We start from the raw sequence: 16,349 nt of genomic DNA, 5'->3' as shown, positions 1-16,349 counted from the left end.
AACAATGTTTTGTTTCCGTAGAAACAACTACTTACATGGCGTTTCGTTCAGTTTTCAAAGATCAATTTATTTCTTTCAATGTCGTTTTCAGCGACTTTATTAATATACCATATTAACTCTGTCAGCGTCAATAACTTTTTTGAAATTCTTTTCGGCGTCAACCGCGTTGTTGCGGCGACTTATATAACTATATCAGGGTTAACTCTGTTACGCAACCCTTTTTTCAAAAGTTATTTCAGAAAAACAAAAAAGGACTCTTTTAGTTACATGAGTCCTTTTCATTCAACCTACCAAAATCAGTTCAATTGCAGCCAGAGCTATAAGGCCTGGAACGCCTAGAAAACCAGTGATCACTGCTGTCCCGGGATTAATAGGAACATGGAGGTCAAATGGAGTGCCGAATGTATTGAGAAAGAATAGAAGTAATGCACCGATTGCTAACTTGATTAACCCCTGTCCAATCCAACGCATTGGCTTTAGGGGTGCCCCCACAAAAAGAAGCAGAACAATACTGAAGACAAACAAGCCAATAATAAGTTTAGGATCCATAATAGACCTCCGCTCTTTTTTCAGAATTACTAAAGCATATGTCTGTCCAAATAAAAAAGAACGGGAGGTTTATCCCATTCTTATCTTTCTTCGTTTTGCTTCTTTTAATAGAAAGAAGTATTTTGCTTCATCCACTTTAAGCTTCGCAAGAACGGCTCCAGAAGGCTCAACACTGCGCTCTACGATTTCTTTTTGATTGTTCCATACATCTTTTAATTCGTATAGCGTCTGAATCAAACGCTCATCAGCGTCTTTCCGCAAATAGCCTTTACGTTTGAAGAACATTTGCTTCCCTCCTGATGCTACAATTCACGACGCCCTTCCATTGCTTTCGAAAGGGTGACTTCATCAGCATATTCAAGATCGCCCCCGACTGGGAGACCATGAGCAATACGAGTAATACGAATACCTGTAGGCTTAACCAGGCGAGCAATATACATTGCTGTTGCTTCTCCTTCAATCGTCGGGTCCGTCGCTAGTATAATTTCTGTTACCTTATCATCCTGCAGACGTTTCAATAACTCTGGTACCTTGATATCTTCAGGCCCAATACCTTCAACAGGAGAAATGGCACCATGAAGAACATGGTATAAACCTGTGTAGTCTTTCATTTTTTCGATAGCAATAACATCTTTAGCATCTTGAACAACACAGATAATCGTCTCATCGCGATGGCTATCTGAACAAATACGACAAGGATCGGTGTCTGTAATGTGATTACACACAGAACAATAAGTTAACTGACGCTTTGCATTAACTAACGCTTTTCCGAAATCAAGGACATCATCATCATTCATTTCAAGAACGAAAAAAGCCAGGCGGACCGCCGTTTTTGGTCCGATTCCCGGCAATTTCATAAAACTGTCGATCAGTTTTGATATTGGTTCAGGATAATGCACCTGCGTACCCCCTAAAACATTCCTGGCATATTAAGACCCTGTGTAAATTTGCCCATGTCTTTGTTTACCAATTCATCTACATTACGTAGTGCATCATTCGTTGCAGCAAGCACAAGGTCTTGTAGCATGTCGATATCATCTGGATCTACGACTTCTTCTTTTACTATTACTTCAAGGATTTCTTTATGACCATTCGCTTTAACTAGAACCATACCGCCGCCAGCTGTACCTTCAACGATTTTATCCTTTAGTTCTTCTTGAGCTTTCGCCATATCCTTTTGCATTTTTTGCATTTGTTTCATCATGTTATTCATGTTTCCTCCGCCACCCATGCCACGTTTCATAAAAAAATTCCTCCTTAGTTATTGTTCATTTTTATGTTTGAATATCTAATAAATCATCGCCGACAAGACGTCTTGCTTCAGCGATCAATGGATCTTCCGCCGGTTCAGCCCCTTTTTGATCAGGTTCTGGTTCATCTCTTGTTTTCAAGAATTCTGTGCGAATTTCCTTCCATTCTTGTTCCACAATTGCAACCATTTCTAACTGTTTACCAAGCGTTCGTGCTAATACTTGTTCAAGCGTTCCACGAATGTTGTCCTTCATTGCCATCTGGCAATGCATGTCATACTGAAAAGATAAAAGAAAGGTGTTGTCTGTAGCGGCCACCGGCTCACTATCTTTCAACCAGGCATGTGCTGAGACTTTTTCCTGACGAACGTTCTCCATCACTTCTCCCCACACGCTTTTTACTTTCAATAAATCTTGCTTAGTAGCTTTCTTCAGCATCTCTTTTATTCTACCATGAGATACGCCAGATTTCTGTCTGGAAGGTTTAAATTGTTTCTTCTGCTTTGGTTCAGAACCTTCTTCTTGTTGCTTAACCGTAACGCCTTGCTCCTTGAGTGTTTTCAACTCATTTTCTAGCTTCTGAATACGATCAAGTAGTTCATTTTGGTCTTCTCCACCTTGTATAGGCTGACTACTCGTCTCTTCCTGGCAGATTTGAACAAGCGCTAATTCCAGAAAGATTCGTGGATGGTTCGTCCACTTCATTTCTTGCTGAGATCGATTCAATGTCTCAATAACAGTATAAATCCATTCTTTCCGAGAACGATCTCCCAAGTGCTGAAACGTTTCGTCGATTTTTACCCGTTCAACTACTTCCTCAAGCTGAGGCGCGGTTTGATATAGTAGTAAATCTCGGTAGTAATAAATTAAGTCTTCTAGAAAACGAGCAGCATCCTTCCCGTGATCCATTAATTCTTCTACTGCGTTCAAAGCTTCTGCCACATCTTTATTGTGGAAAGCCATCGCAATTTTCGAGATCATTTTTTGGGACACACTTCCTGTTACTGCAAGCACATCATCTAATACAACTTCAGCCTCACTATATGAGATTGCCTGATCAAGAATACTTAACGCATCTCGCATCCCACCATCTGCTGCTCGAGCAACTTGATAAAGTGCATCTTCTTCTACCTCTATATCCTGAGCTTTAATAATTGTTTGTAACCGTCCAACGATGTCCTGCGCCGTAATTCTTCTCATATCAAAACGCTGACACCTGGAAATGATGGTTAATGGAATTTTATGCGGCTCAGTGGTCGCAAGAATAAATACTACATGCTTTGGTGGCTCTTCTAACGTTTTCAGAAGGGCATTGAACGCTCCAGTTGAAAGCATGTGAACCTCATCTATGATATACACCTTATAAGAAACAGAACTCGGCGCATACTTTACTTTATCGCGAATATCACGGATGTCATCAACACCTGTGTTAGAGGCAGCATCAATTTCAATTACATCTGAAATCGAACCATCTGTAATCCCGAGACATGCTGAACATTCATTACATGGTTCAGCAACAGGCGCCTTCTCGCAGTTAATGGCCTTCGCAATAATTTTCGCAGCACTCGTTTTTCCCGTTCCTCGAGGTCCTGTAAACAAATAGGCGTGAGAGATTTTTTGCTGCATGAGTGCGTTTTGAATTGTTCTTGTTACGTGCCCTTGACCAACCACATCTTCAAACGTTTGCGGTCGCCAAACGCGGTATAGCGCTTGATAACTCATTCGCCTACTCTCCTCCTAACCTCTTCATACATTTCTATTATACCTTTTCACCGCTTCTAATTCAAAAGACAATCAAATAAAAGATACTAAAAAACTCACCCTATTAAAAGAGTGAGTTTGAGAATTTAAATTAAGTAAACCGTGCACCTTCCTTTGATAAAGCAACCACAGGCGTTACCTGAACAGTTAGCTCGATCCGGGCACTCCCGCGGCACACAGAGGGTACCTACTTACTGCTGCTTCCTTCCGGACCTGACAGGGTTCATAGGACTCTGTTGCGCAGGACCCGAATGTCAACACCACTTATTCAGGGCAGACCCCGCAGTAGCTAAACCTCGGGAAGGGATTCAGTCTCGCTGTAGCGGATTGCGAGTACAGGGCACCGCTAATTCCCCACCTAGCACGGCAAATTTGATAACATTGTTGTGCACTCGAATGGTGCAAGATAAAGTATATCGTATTTCGACCAATTTAGCAATAGGTCTACTACACCGATAAATGTAACTGGCGGAGGCGAGAGGATTTGAACCCCCGCGACGCGTGAACGTCCTAACTGATTTCGAGTCAGCCCCCTTCAGCCAGACTTGGGTACGCCTCCATCTAACGTTGTCTCTTTGACAAAAAAACTATATCACGTCTCTTTCTGATTTTCAATGATCGACGATCGCTGCTTTTCTTCTTTTCGTTTTCGTCTTAAGTCACGAAAAAAAGCTGATAACATTGTCCCACATTCCACTTCACAAACACCTGGCGTTACAGCTGCTTGATGATTAAAACGTTGATCCTCCAATAAATTCATTAATGTCCCAGCACATCCACCCTTTGGATCGTAGGCACCAAAGACCACACGCTCAACTCTAGAAAGAACGATCGCTCCACTACACATAGCGCACGGCTCAAGGGTTACGTATAACGTGCAGTCAGTTAAGCGCCAAGACCCCACTTTACGACACGCTTCATCAATCGCAAGTAACTCTGCATGTGCTACAGATCGTTGTTCCGTTTCTCTAAGGTTATATGCAGAGGCAATCACTTCATTGTCTTTTACAATGACTGCACCTATGGGTACTTCCCCTATGGTTGCAGCTTTCTGGGCTTCCGTTATAGCAAGTCGCATAAACTGCTTATCTTTTTCCACTAGGTTCTGCATTCATTTCCCTCCTTTACAATCGTTTTATCTATTAATCATTTGGGTAAACTACATATTATTCCAATTCATTTAAAGGAGAGGAGTTCACATGAGTAAAAAACATATTGAACATAGTCATCAAGATACCTCAGCAGCACTTTTATTAATAGATGTCATCAATACAATGGATTTCGAAGATGCTGAACTTCTTGCTAGATACACAGAGAAAACAGCAGACAATATACAATCTTTAAAAAAAGAAGCGAAAGCAAAAGGGATGCCTGTTATCTATGTTAATGATAATTACGGCTTATGGCAATCTGATTTCAAAAAGGTCATCAACTATGCAGCCGAAGCAAATGGTCAACATCTTGTGGATCGCCTTGAGCCAGAAGACGATGATTATACTGTTGTGAAACCGAAGCATTCTGGCTTTTTCTCAACCCCACTCTCAACGTTACTCAAATTCTTGAACGTCAATACACTTATTCTAACTGGTTTTGCAGGAAACATTTGTGTGCTCTTTACTGCGAATGATGCTTATATGAGGGAATACGATCTTTATATACCATCTGATTGCTGTGCCTCTAACGTTAAGGAGGATAATGACTATGCCCTCCGCTTAATGGAAGGAAACTTAAAAGCCAGTACACAAGCTTCAACTGAATTGGATATAGACGACCTTATTGAAAAAGCGAATCAGCGAAATACAACAACAGCTTATGAAGGATAACAAAATCCCCTCTTCCATAGAAGAGGGGTCATTTGTTATGAGCTTGTTTGGAAATAAGCCGGTCTTTGTTCAAAAGCAGCATTTAAATACGTAACCATTAATTTATCATCGAAAAGCTTGCTACCTTTACGAAGACTCTGACAGTAGCCGTCTCTAAACTCAAGACGATCGATTAAAAACGAATTGCCGAATCCGCTATTTACTGTAACTTCAATCACACGTTCTTTAGCCGCAAAGGCAAGGGTCGTATCATTGATCTGGAAGCGAACTTCTTCAAGATATTTTGAATGGTAAAGACAGGTCATGCAGCGAACGACTTCATAATATCCCCCGTCAGTTGTCACACGCTCTGTTTTATATCGCTTTAAATCAGAATCGATGTACATCATCACATCCTGGACCTTTTTTGTCGAAATCGCCAGTTGGACGCTAGTATTCAAAGACTGATAGAAGCGTTTCTTAATACCAACCTTATAAAACACGAGACCCATACACCATATAACAAGGAGAACTGGTAACAAAATGGTCAGAACTTCTTTTTCGAAAATCGTCCAATCATAATACCAGATTAGAAAAAGAATGCTTACCGAAAAAAGGATGCCAGCTAAAAAAGTCTGTGGTCTATAATCGCGAAAGTCTTTTTCTGCTGTAGCAAGTTCCGCTTTCAGCCATTCCAATTCATATAAATCAAAGCGCTGAAGCTCTTTTTGTTGCCAGGCTGCGTCTCTCATCCATCCTTCTGAACGCTTATGATGCAAAAAACCTTTAAAAAAATTATGTAGATGTGAATTCGTCTCCATCTTCCGCTCAATCGTTTGCCTGAAGGCACGATCATATTGCCGAGCAATCGCGCTCATACCTTGAGCAATGATGAGAAGGATAAGCAATAATAAGAAAAGCTGTCCCCACGGATTATCTGAGAAAACAGATTGTATACCATCAACCACGGGAGAAAGCTCTGATTTAAGATTGATGCCAACAGCACGAAATAGTTCTGCCAAAGTCCCTTTCCAATCGTCCAACTTGAAAGCCTCCCAACTCTCCATACTATTTCTATCATATCACCTTTACGTTGCTTTAGCTTGCATTTTTTAACAATGAGCATTACTGATTCGGAGGTTTGATTAACCAGTTTGTTTTCACATACACGGGGAGATTCGTTAATTTAACTTGAATCATTTCAGACCGTTCATAAAACCCCCGTTCAATCTTAAACGTCAATCGATCTTCTTCATCCCCAAGTAATCTCAAGTAACGTTTCTCATTCCTCTCATTGATGGCTTCTATCAAAACCTGATCTTTATACAACAAATTTAAGGAAAGACCTTTCGTAGCGATTTGATTCACTAGTAAGTGAAATGTAACTCCATGATCATCATAATAGAGAGTCTCCTTAACAATTTCAGCACCATACATCTTAGTGATAGGTTCATCTACTCGATGCGTGTAAGTCGATTCTTTAATCTGCTAATAAATTTCATATTGATTCGGATCAACTTCGAAAATAATTTCCTTTGAAGATGCGCCAATCAGCCCATAGAATTGGATGGCTTCCGGTAGCTCGGTTCCACTTGGAAAAGATACTGAGTATTGACCGCTGATCTCTTCTACTATTAGCGGCACTATCTCTGTTTCATTGGTTGAGATCTTCAAATCCATTTCAACGATTTTTGAAAGAGGAGAATTGCTATTTAGTATGAGACGCCTATCAGAGGGCGTCTTCTCCCATTGAGAAACAGTTACAATTGTTTCTACAAATTTCTTTGTTTCATCTATTTGTCTTATGATCTTTTCTTCCTTTTCGTACTCATAAGACACAGGCACTTCAACGGTAGCAGATCGCTTTCCACTTACAATTGCTTTTAGTGCTCCATTTCATTTTTGAAGAGGCTCGTTTGTCTCAGAATGAGTAACAGCTTGAAACGTTCCTTTCATATAATAGTCATCTAATAGTCATCTTCAAACAGTACACCTTCACCTGTTTCAACGAGTTCCAATACAGATGCTTTATCCGAACCAGCTTCCATCACAAGTTGATCAATTTTAGGGAGATCTTCTCTATCTCTTGTTATGACAAACTTACTATCCGACACATCAACATGATAGAAAACAAATACATTGTGTCGAGAGTACCAGAAGCTATCCACGTTTATTTTAAAATCTTTTGGTAGTGAAGGACCTTCATATGCTTGATAATCTCCTGACTTTATTGCTAGTTCAAGTCCAGGAGTGATGCTTTTAAAGTAAGGGACGATATCATCAGCCTTTTCCACAGTTAAAACGTCATCAGAAATTTTCTTTTCCTTTCTGATAAATGTAAACGTGATAAAAGCTGCTCCTAAAAGAACAATGAGCATAAATCATTTACGCTTCCCCATCATCAGCTCACTCATTTCCAGTGAATCGTTCGTTATTCTTTCGCTAAATGGATTGGTGTTTCCTTTTATGGAGTTGGCTTTATAAATAATAGAGTTGAAGTAAAAAAGAAGGAAATGAATAATTGAAGAAAATAGAGGGTAAAAATAACAAAATAAAAAACCCTTACAGCATAAGGATTTAAATGGTGGCCCCGAGAGGATTCGAACCTCCGACCTGCGGTTTAGGAAACCTGAAAAGTATGTATTACCGAAGTGTTAAGTGTCTTTTTTACCCTTCATTAAGGCAGTCCCTCCACGTAAGCTAAGACGTAGACTGGAGACGTTCAAGTGTTGGGCTTTCGTTCACTATATCCGTATCATGTATTTACAATTATAATTATATCGTTTCTGCTAATGATTGGCAATCGTTCAATTGATTGTTCCAAAAAAGGTTTCAAAAAAGGTTTCAAAAAATGGTGCATATATTTGGAATACAGCAGACCGACCTATACAGACCCCCCGCCCCCCTATGGTACCCCCTTTGAACTGTTGCAAAAACAGCCTACCAACTTGATCTATTTTATTAGATTAACTAAAACGTGCAGTCCTTATTTTCCTTTCTTTCTTCACTTTCATTTCCTTCACTTCTATTCCTTCCATTGTCATCGTTGTTCCTTCTCTCTATCTATCACTAGCATCATTATGCACTGTCATGCAGTGCCCGTGCAGTCGCCTTTATGGCGTTGTGTCAGTTGTTCCAATGCTTCACTATTTTCACTGTCCGCCTCTATAGTCCTTTTATGGGCTTGTGTGCCCTTGTGTGAGGCGTTCGTGCAGTGGCTTGTCTATCTCTGTATCACTATCTTATCTATTCTGATTAGGGACAGTAGAGGGCGTGCAATAGCCCCCTTATTTTGGTTACCCTTTTGATTGTTAGTTCTGATTGGGACTGGTGCCTCATTCCTACGTTGCTGATCAGTGCCGATTGAATGTGTTGAGTTTTGATTTTACTCGTTCTCTATTAAATCTAATCATCAACCTATTAACGTTTTTTCTAAATCCTCAAATTCAGCGATAAATTGCTTTCTCCTATCCTTGTATTTTTGGATATCTGATCTCAAAGATTCTTCATTTATTACGCCATTTATAGTTTTAAGCTTTTCTTCACTTAAATATTTGGGATGATGACTCCACTTTTGTAAGCTTTCAATACTATATCCATTTAATAAGCCATAAAAATACTTCATATAGTAAGGATAATTTAGTGTATCTGTATATTTAAGAAACTCGTTAGCTATTATCGTATCCAGATGACTAGAGGCTTGGCTTAGTTTATAGTAATAAGTCTTTACAAGAATAATTTTTCGAACGACTTTAATATAGTCCTTTTCTATATTACTTTCCCAAAAAGGTAATGGTTTATCATCCTCAATAAATTGAATAAAGTCTCTCGCATTTTCAGGAATAGATCCAAGTCCTGACTGACTTATAAGAGACGCATTACTCCCCCCTATGTATCTTTTTGCCTCTTCTAAGAATAGACTTACCTCTCTTTCACAAGTTTTCTGTAACTGTTTCTTCTCATGTTTAGATTGCAAAAGCCAAATAACGATACCAACGATTAAACCGGTAACAACCCCAGAGATAATTCCAGAGTATAGTCCACCCCAAAATGTAATTTTAAAATCAGCCATTCTTGAACTGGGTAAATTAAAGAAACTATTGAATATTATCAAAACACACCTCCTGTAATTACATTTTATTACAATAAGAGGGAATATAACAGTAAGTACTATTCTTTCTGCATTCGAATGAATGTAACAAAATACATAAAAAGTTACATTCATTTGTTTGTTTTTACTAGACAAAAAAGGGAAGGTGCTATAATCAGGGTATCCTAACAAAATGTTACATTCAAAATGTTGATTTGACTGTAATTAAAAGGGGTATCTAAAATGGCAAATAAAAAAGATGAGATTAAAGATGTTCAACCGATTAGATCACTAGAGAAAATTGAGGATATGAAATGGTCACTAAGAAGGTTCTGTGGTGAACGTGATTACATAATGTTCTTGCTAGGAATCAATACAGGCTTACGTGTAGGTGATTTGCTAAAGCTAAAGATCAGTGACGTTAAAGGGAAAAAGAAGATTACTGTTAAAGAGGGCAAAACTAAGAAAGGGCGTACCATTTATTTAGAGAGTGTATATGAGGAATTAATCAGCTATATAGAGACATTAGACGGTACAGAATGGCTGTTTCCTTCTCGTAAAGGGGATAAGGCCATTAGTAGAATACAAGCCTACAGACAGCTTAATAAAGCGTCTGAAATGACTGATATTCCTGATGGTATTGGAACTCATACAATGCGTAAAACATTCGGCTACTGGCACTATAAACAGTTTAAAGACGTTGCTGAATTACAGATAATTTTAAACCATTCTCACCCTAAGATCACTTTAGCTTACATTGGAATTACTGAGGAACAGATTGAAGATAACATGAGAAGGTTTTCCCTGTAGAGGACTGTATTGTGCAGTCCTCTTTTTATATTCTTTGATTGATGTTAAAGCATAAAGCTGAGAACGTTGATATAGCAAGGATTGTGCATGAAATAGTTTCCAGAGTCGGCGTGCGGAAGAGGCAAGAAAGCGGTGAATTGCACAAGATTGCACAATGATTATTAAAGGTTAATTATCAGCCATCAATGTATCACCAATCTCTTTGTTAACTTTCTCAAAGTTATCTAAAGACATCTCCATTTCCTTAATTATTGAGACTAATTCCTCCTCTACATTTGTGTAGTCTAGTTCGTTATCATCTTCTGATGAAATCTCTATGTCTTTGGTTTCCTTAAAATTTTTAATTTCCTCTTGATAAGTTTCTAATAAATAACTCCATTCATACTTCGAGAGGATTTCATTTAAAGTATGTTTATCCATAAGGTTATCCTTTTTTAAATAGTTTATATCCTCCACTATTCCGTCAATTCTCTTACAGATAGATTTAAATTCCCTTTTGGCAAAAGCTATTTCATTTAATCTTTCTCTCATACGAAAAGCAGCTAATCTTTGTTCTATTGCTGTAACTTTTTCATCAAAGTCTTTAGAATCTAAAACTAAATCAATCTTCTTTTGATGCTTTCCAAGTCTATTAACTAAATAACCTAAAATGATTCCTCCTGCTGTGGCAAATAAGGAAACAATAGCAACAAAGGCTATTAAAAAGCTGTACATATCATCTGAAAGGCTTTTCTCTCGATTTAATAAAGAATCATTCATTTCACTTTTCAAGTCGTCTACATTACTCAACTCCTCTATTTCTTCTTCAATTTCAGTGATCCTATTGTTCAGTTCTTTAATAGCCTCTTTATTGCTGTTTGTTTGTGCATTAGCTGGACTGGCTATCAAGAATGTTAGTAATAGTACAAAGATAAATAGATACTTCCGCATGTTCTTTCCCCTTTTCATTTATTACCGTTCAACAAAAGGGAGAAATACCCTCTGTGAACATTAAGAAAGACACCCATATAAGGTGTCTTTTTCCTTACTCTCTAGATAGTCTTGGGATTTGAGTTTTTCTGTAATTTTCTAGTAGTGGTTTATAAGCTGTTTCAAATAATTCTTTCATTATTTCTTCTTTTAATAGGTGTGGAACTTGGCTATTAGCATAATTAAAATAAGAAAATCCATCATTTTCAAACTTGATTTCTCCGAGAAGATCTTGTGATATTTTTACAGTTGGTGCCAATTCATTTCTTGCTATTACGTCAACGCAATCGCCTTTGTCTATCAAACATAACGCAAATTTGTAAGCATAAAAGTAAAATTTATTGACCTTATCCTCTACTCGAACTACTGATGCGTCTTTCTTTGGTATATCTGTAAGATATTCAAACACCTCACGGAATTTATTTACTGCACTCGTGTAGTCGGTTATTTCTTTGCTAGTTATAATGTCATTTAAACTATTTTGTAACTCAACTCTCAAATCACTCATATCTTTAATCAATCCCCTTTCGTCAATTAGGTAATACATTCGACAAAAGGAAGAAATATCCTGCTTAGTGTAAGGCAATTTACTATGTAGAGTAAACGTTTAAAATGACGGTCTTACTAGTTTTGTAGCGTTATAATACTAGGTAATTGCAAACGAACGTAAAAAGAAAAAAGCCATTTCCTGATGTTAAAGTTTCGCACTCTTTAATGGAAATGACTTTCTGACCTGTATTCGCACCACAGGTACCGTACAAGGGTTATTTTGATATCAAAAAGCTAGTAGGGAATATTAAACCTACCAGTAATATTCCTAATCAAATAATTCTATAACTTGTTTAAGGTTTTTTCCTTGTATTCTTTGAAAGCGAAGTAACAATCTTTTCTACTTTTTCCATTTACAATATTTTTAATGGTTGTTCTAGATACAGGGAACCTTCTTTCTATTTCATAAGGCTGTAACCCCTTCACCTTATTTAGAAACAGAATTTCATAAACGTCCTTATCTGTTAATTTTACGTTGTTAAATCCCAAACCATTCATAAAAAATCTTCCCTCCCATCTTTTTTAGTCTTTTAATTTACTTATTGAATTCAATTATCATTATCTTCTTCATATGAATTCTCATCAATTGGTTCTAGGTCTATAATTAAACGCTTAACAATTCCCTTTTCATCTGTTTCACCAAGTACAGAAAACCAACCTCCATTACTTTCTGTCTCTATTTGTAGTCCTAAAATATCACAGTCCCCTAATCGAATAGTTTCTGTATCTGTTGCAAATTCTCCTAAATTGATAATGCCATTCTTAATGTTTGTTTTCATTGTTAGTACCTCCAAGTTTTTTTAGGGCTTGAATAAGCCCTTACACACATGTACTTGCAATTTAATTTCTTTTTAGGACATTGAATTGAAAAAATTTAATTATCCTCATGAAAAAAGCCAGGAAATTAACCTGACTTGAAATTTCATTATTATTACGTCATACATCATTCTATTTAACTATTACAGCTTTACCTTGCTTTGAAACTCCACGAATGATTGTTTAAATAACTCATTTTTCATTTTTTCTACTTCTAACTCCCTTTTAAAATCATCAACTAATTCTGGTAGATCAATGTAATCTCTCATGAACTTAACAGAGTGTCTAATCGTTTCAGCTTGACTTGGTTTCTTATATGAACGGCTATTTAATTGACCCATAAGTTCATTTAAAATTTTGTATTCCTCTTCATTCAAAGTAACTGAAACATTCTGATCTCTATTCACATTTAATTCCTCCTTTTAAATTGACCCACCTCGGCCATGCCTCGTGCTTGGTCTTACGACCTTCGCTTTATTATTAGTAATCGAATAATTCTTGGTTAATATCCCTAATAACATGGAGTGTGGTAGCTTTAGCTATCACATGTAATGTTATTGGGTGTTTTTATCATAAGCTATCATTTATACTTTTTATATTCTTTCTTATAAGGGAATGGCTGAAAAACCCTTATATATCAATGGTTCCAGCGTTTGTTTATACCTTTTTGGGAATAGATGATACTCCATTAAATTTGCTTTTTCTCATTACAATTCGTTATTCAGATATTTTTCAAGTAACGTTCGCATTCTTTTGCTAGGGATATATATGTTAATTGGCTTACCTTTTCTTACTCTACTTCTAAATACCCATTGTAGTAACTCAGACAGTGCAAATAAATCCTCATCTACTTTAACCCCCTTACTAGTAAAGAATTTCTTTGTAATTGGATTCATGTAGCGATTCGCAAAATAGATACAGGTTGATTTATCAGCATAATCATTAGTCGCCCTTGCTGTAACTTCCACAAACTGTTTCTTTAAATTTTTGGGACAAAGCTTCTTTTCAAAGGATAAAAAGGTTGTCCACATAACTTCATTGCTTGGAACTTTCATTTTGTTGTAATAGAAGTTAAACCCATTGTCCTTCAAAAGTTTCTGCTGCGTTATATTTCCTGTTAGCTTATTCAATTGTGATTTACTAAAAGCAGTAGTCTTTTCGCCAATTTTGTTTATATCTGTTCTGTCAGTAGGCTGAGAATAATATATCTTCATCAATTCCATTAAATGAACTCTATTCTCTTTTTGTAAAGAGACATAAGCAACTAATTCATAATTACCGTTATTATTAGTGACAGCTTGAAAATTGTAATCTAAATTAAACAGGTCATAATAGTAACGTTGAATCTGACCATTAAATATATATGTTAGTACGAATACTTCCTCAAATCCTTTAAAAGCTGACACCGGAAATAGCCAGTACATTGCAATATTATCGTAGATCATTAAATTATCAGCATTAGCAAGGTTACGAATATGTTCAAAATTACCGTCTACATACTCCTTATCGTTCCAGTGTACAAAGCCTTTATCATCAATCGTTATCACTGGATCACCTGTTTTGGTTCGTGCTGTAAGAAGCAATTGTAAATCATCTTTTGATATTTTAACCTGATCAATAACATTCATCACCTCGTCTAATATCAGTGTGTACCCCTGCATTTCAATTAGTTCAATAAGTTCATTATCCATACGCTGGAACAGTGCGTGAGTTGAGACAATATCCTCTCCCTTATATATTAGATCTTTTAAGCTATCTAGTTTAGTACCTCTCTTTTTACTTTCAGGCTGTGCAAACTTACGCACTGATGAATTTAGTACTCGTTCGACCTCATTTAGGAATGGAGTTATATAAATAAACTTTTTGTAACGTGGTGAACTATTCATATATTGGATAGCCCAGCTTGTCTTCCCACTTCCCATGATTGAATCAATGATTGTTATCTTCGTTGTTGTAGGTTTTTGGCATAACATCAATTATCTTCCTTCCTTCATATGTCTTACAAAAACGTACTTGCATTCTACACATGAATTAGGACAGTAGGTAATCATGTTAATCTCAATTCATGTGCTTTCATTTAAGTACTTGCAATCTGACATGAAAGAAGGACACTAAATTTATCATTCATTATTTTCATGTTTACTTGACTTATGCTTTTCGATTTCACTGAATTAACTAGATTTGTCTAGGAAACATTGGTCAAAAGAATGACTACCTTGTTTAACACTCAAAAAAAATCAAGTGTAACAAGTAGCCGCTCCTTAATACTGAATTGAACTGAGTTTGCTGAGGTTCCCATGTATCACCTTGTTTGAACGTTTGAATGTCTTCAACAACGAACTTTCTACACATAAAGCTAGTCCTATGTGCTTTTAGTCTATTCGTTGCTACCCGTACAGTAATACGCCTAGCTACCAAACCGAACCGTTAATGGGCGTTCTCCCCTAGTAACCACAAGTAAACAAGGAAAACTTATAGTATGGTTACGATAGAATTTATTGCGTCGGCATCTATCAATACCTATCAAGGTTATATTGACTTGCTATTATTAGGCATTCCAGCAAGGGAACAACGCTTTAGACTACTTATAAAAGGCACTACTTAATAAGCCTTGCAAAATCCGATATTTTTTCGGTATGATGAAGGTAGCTAAACGGCTATTCCGTATTTAGTTTAATGATCAGTTTTAAGTCACGCGTTGCACCGCGTGGCTTTTCTTATGTCTTCTTTTACTTATACTTGTCCCTTATTCGTAAAACAGGACTGTATAGTGCATGTTGGCTTCTAATCGTTTCATCATCCATCTGAATATACTTCCTCGTAGTAGAGATATCTGAATGCCCTACAATTCTCTGAAGCGTGAATATATCACCTCCACTTAAAATGAAATTCCTACAAAACATGTGACGGAACACATGTGGAGAAACTCGCTTCTCTATCCCTGCTTTGTCCCTGTACATCCGTAACCTTTTCCTAAATGAATTAGCATTGTATTTAGTTCCAATATTAGAAACAAATACAAACGAAGTATCAAAGTTAGCTGTATTCTCTGTTACTAACTCCATAAGCAGCTTAACTACTTGATTAGACAATGGAAGTATTCGAGGTTTACGATTCTTATTCTTTATAGCAGGCAAGATAATAGACCTCGTTTTGAAATCCACTTCCTTAACTTCTAAATCACAAACCTCTGAAATCCTCATGCCAGTATCAAGCATTAGATACATCATTACGAAATCACGATATTGGGCATACTCACGTTCATCTGGAACCCTTAGTATGCGTTCTATCTCGTTGTCGGTAAGTGGTTCGAATGAATCCTCGTCAACTCGCATTAGCTGAATGTTTGTAACTGGATTTGAGTTAATGAGTTCTTCTTTAAATAATGTGTTGAAGAATGTCTTGAGAAAACGAATACGAACATTAACTGTAAACGGTGATAAACCCACCACATTCGTCTTCTCATTCACTTTCTCTTCTTTCAAATAGATAATGTACCTACGAAGAATATCAGTGGTTATATGGGCTATATCGCTAATCTCTGGATAAGTCACATGTAACCAATCACAAAAGTATTTCATGATATTGTGATAATCCCTCATTGTTCTATCACGTACGCCTAACGTTTTTTTAAAGGTTATAAATTGTTCAAACGCATGTTCAATAGAATACTCTTGAATAGGCAAAGGTTTATCTAACGAGGCAGTTTGCCTACGTCGAACTATCTTTTTACCTTTACGTTCAGACACAAAA

At 37.0% G+C, this 16,349-nt stretch carries 20 protein-coding genes, 1 tRNA gene and 1 other RNA gene; 2 read left to right on the top strand and 20 right to left on the bottom strand.

What is annotated here, in order from left to right; genetic code table 11:
• Positions 1-282: 282 nt before the first annotated feature.
• From Q4550_RS22750 to tadA, 8 genes are all read right to left on the bottom strand, one after another.
• Entirely contained in the window at positions 283-549 is a 267-nt protein-coding gene (locus Q4550_RS22750; RefSeq protein WP_303536362.1) for a pro-sigmaK processing inhibitor BofA family protein, read from the bottom strand.
• 69 nt (positions 550-618) lie between these two features.
• On the bottom strand, positions 619-834 hold the full coding sequence (locus Q4550_RS22745; protein WP_194222576.1) for a YaaL family protein: 216 nt from the start codon (positions 832-834) through the stop codon (positions 619-621).
• Between the two features lie 17 nt (positions 835-851).
• Positions 852-1,448, bottom strand: a complete 597-nt coding sequence (recR, locus tag Q4550_RS22740; protein ID WP_194222575.1) for a recombination mediator RecR — start codon at positions 1,446-1,448, stop codon at positions 852-854.
• Between the two features lie 11 nt (positions 1,449-1,459).
• Positions 1,460-1,780 (bottom strand): YbaB/EbfC family nucleoid-associated protein, encoded by a 321-nt coding sequence (locus tag Q4550_RS22735; protein ID WP_370314437.1) that lies wholly within the window; start codon positions 1,778-1,780, stop codon positions 1,460-1,462.
• A gap of 43 nt (positions 1,781-1,823) precedes the next feature.
• Positions 1,824-3,521, bottom strand: a complete 1,698-nt coding sequence (gene dnaX / locus Q4550_RS22730; protein WP_303536358.1) for a DNA polymerase III subunit gamma/tau — start codon at positions 3,519-3,521, stop codon at positions 1,824-1,826.
• 139 nt (positions 3,522-3,660) lie between these two features.
• Positions 3,661-3,927, bottom strand: an RNA gene (gene ffs / locus Q4550_RS22725) — signal recognition particle sRNA large type.
• Between the two features lie 99 nt (positions 3,928-4,026).
• Positions 4,027-4,119: transfer RNA gene (locus tag Q4550_RS22720), tRNA-Ser, on the bottom strand.
• A 33-nt stretch (positions 4,120-4,152) separates the two neighbouring features.
• Positions 4,153-4,659, bottom strand: coding sequence for a tRNA adenosine(34) deaminase TadA (gene tadA, locus Q4550_RS22715; protein ID WP_303536368.1), 507 nt, complete (start codon positions 4,657-4,659; stop codon positions 4,153-4,155).
• A 100-nt stretch (positions 4,660-4,759) separates the two neighbouring features.
• On the opposite strand from tadA, the gene Q4550_RS22710 reads away from it, so the two are divergent.
• Positions 4,760-5,383: a cysteine hydrolase family protein gene (locus tag Q4550_RS22710; RefSeq protein WP_303536356.1), complete on the top strand. Its 624-nt coding sequence runs from the start codon at positions 4,760-4,762 to the stop codon at positions 5,381-5,383.
• A 35-nt stretch (positions 5,384-5,418) separates the two neighbouring features.
• Here the strand turns inward: Q4550_RS22710 and Q4550_RS22705 are convergent, their stop codons facing one another.
• The 5 genes from Q4550_RS22705 to Q4550_RS22685 form a co-directional block, all read right to left on the bottom strand.
• Positions 5,419-6,405 (bottom strand): hypothetical protein, encoded by a 987-nt coding sequence (locus tag Q4550_RS22705; RefSeq protein WP_194222571.1) that lies wholly within the window; start codon positions 6,403-6,405, stop codon positions 5,419-5,421.
• A gap of 82 nt (positions 6,406-6,487) precedes the next feature.
• Entirely contained in the window at positions 6,488-6,799 is a 312-nt protein-coding gene (locus Q4550_RS22700) for a hypothetical protein (RefSeq protein ID WP_303536354.1), read from the bottom strand.
• A 51-nt stretch (positions 6,800-6,850) separates the two neighbouring features.
• Complete coding sequence (locus tag Q4550_RS22695) at positions 6,851-7,201, bottom strand: hypothetical protein (protein ID WP_303536353.1); 351 nt, start codon at positions 7,199-7,201, stop codon at positions 6,851-6,853.
• 128 nt (positions 7,202-7,329) lie between these two features.
• The gene (locus tag Q4550_RS22690) at positions 7,330-7,740 is read right to left on the bottom strand and encodes a hypothetical protein (protein WP_303536350.1); all 411 of its coding nucleotides are present in this window, start codon (positions 7,738-7,740) and stop codon (positions 7,330-7,332) included.
• A 1,034-nt stretch (positions 7,741-8,774) separates the two neighbouring features.
• Positions 8,775-9,476, bottom strand: a complete 702-nt coding sequence (locus tag Q4550_RS22685; RefSeq protein ID WP_303536348.1) for a hypothetical protein — start codon at positions 9,474-9,476, stop codon at positions 8,775-8,777.
• Positions 9,477-9,695: 219 nt separating this feature from the next.
• On the opposite strand from Q4550_RS22685, the gene Q4550_RS22680 reads away from it, so the two are divergent.
• Positions 9,696-10,262 (top strand): site-specific integrase, encoded by a 567-nt coding sequence (locus Q4550_RS22680; RefSeq protein WP_303536346.1) that lies wholly within the window; start codon positions 9,696-9,698, stop codon positions 10,260-10,262.
• Positions 10,263-10,430: 168 nt separating this feature from the next.
• Here the strand turns inward: Q4550_RS22680 and Q4550_RS22675 are convergent, their stop codons facing one another.
• The 7 genes from Q4550_RS22675 to Q4550_RS22645 all read right to left on the bottom strand — a co-directional run bounded on the left by Q4550_RS22675 (position 10,431) and on the right by Q4550_RS22645 (position 16,345).
• A complete protein-coding gene (locus Q4550_RS22675; RefSeq protein WP_303536343.1) occupies positions 10,431-11,192 on the bottom strand; it encodes a hypothetical protein in 762 nt (253 codons plus the stop codon).
• A 94-nt stretch (positions 11,193-11,286) separates the two neighbouring features.
• Positions 11,287-11,739, bottom strand: coding sequence for a hypothetical protein (locus Q4550_RS22670; protein WP_303536340.1), 453 nt, complete (start codon positions 11,737-11,739; stop codon positions 11,287-11,289).
• Between the two features lie 323 nt (positions 11,740-12,062).
• Positions 12,063-12,278 (bottom strand): hypothetical protein, encoded by a 216-nt coding sequence (locus Q4550_RS22665; RefSeq protein WP_303536338.1) that lies wholly within the window; start codon positions 12,276-12,278, stop codon positions 12,063-12,065.
• Between the two features lie 50 nt (positions 12,279-12,328).
• A complete protein-coding gene (locus Q4550_RS22660; protein ID WP_303536336.1) occupies positions 12,329-12,559 on the bottom strand; it encodes a hypothetical protein in 231 nt (76 codons plus the stop codon).
• A 180-nt stretch (positions 12,560-12,739) separates the two neighbouring features.
• Positions 12,740-13,003 carry a ribbon-helix-helix domain-containing protein gene (locus Q4550_RS22655; protein ID WP_303536334.1) on the bottom strand — a complete coding sequence of 88 codons (264 nt, stop codon included), beginning with the start codon at positions 13,001-13,003 and terminating at the stop codon, positions 12,740-12,742.
• 300 nt (positions 13,004-13,303) lie between these two features.
• A complete protein-coding gene (locus tag Q4550_RS22650; protein ID WP_303536332.1) occupies positions 13,304-14,569 on the bottom strand; it encodes a DEAD/DEAH box helicase family protein in 1,266 nt (421 codons plus the stop codon).
• A gap of 756 nt (positions 14,570-15,325) precedes the next feature.
• Positions 15,326-16,345, bottom strand: coding sequence for a tyrosine-type recombinase/integrase (locus Q4550_RS22645; RefSeq protein WP_303536330.1), 1,020 nt, complete (start codon positions 16,343-16,345; stop codon positions 15,326-15,328).
• Positions 16,346-16,349 lie beyond the last annotated feature (4 nt).

This window comes from Anaerobacillus sp. 1_MG-2023, from assembly GCF_030547345.1.
Classification (GTDB): domain Bacteria; phylum Bacillota; class Bacilli; order Bacillales; family Guptibacillaceae; genus Guptibacillus; species Guptibacillus hwajinpoensis_B.
This window is presented reverse-complemented; position numbering and strand designations above follow the sequence as displayed.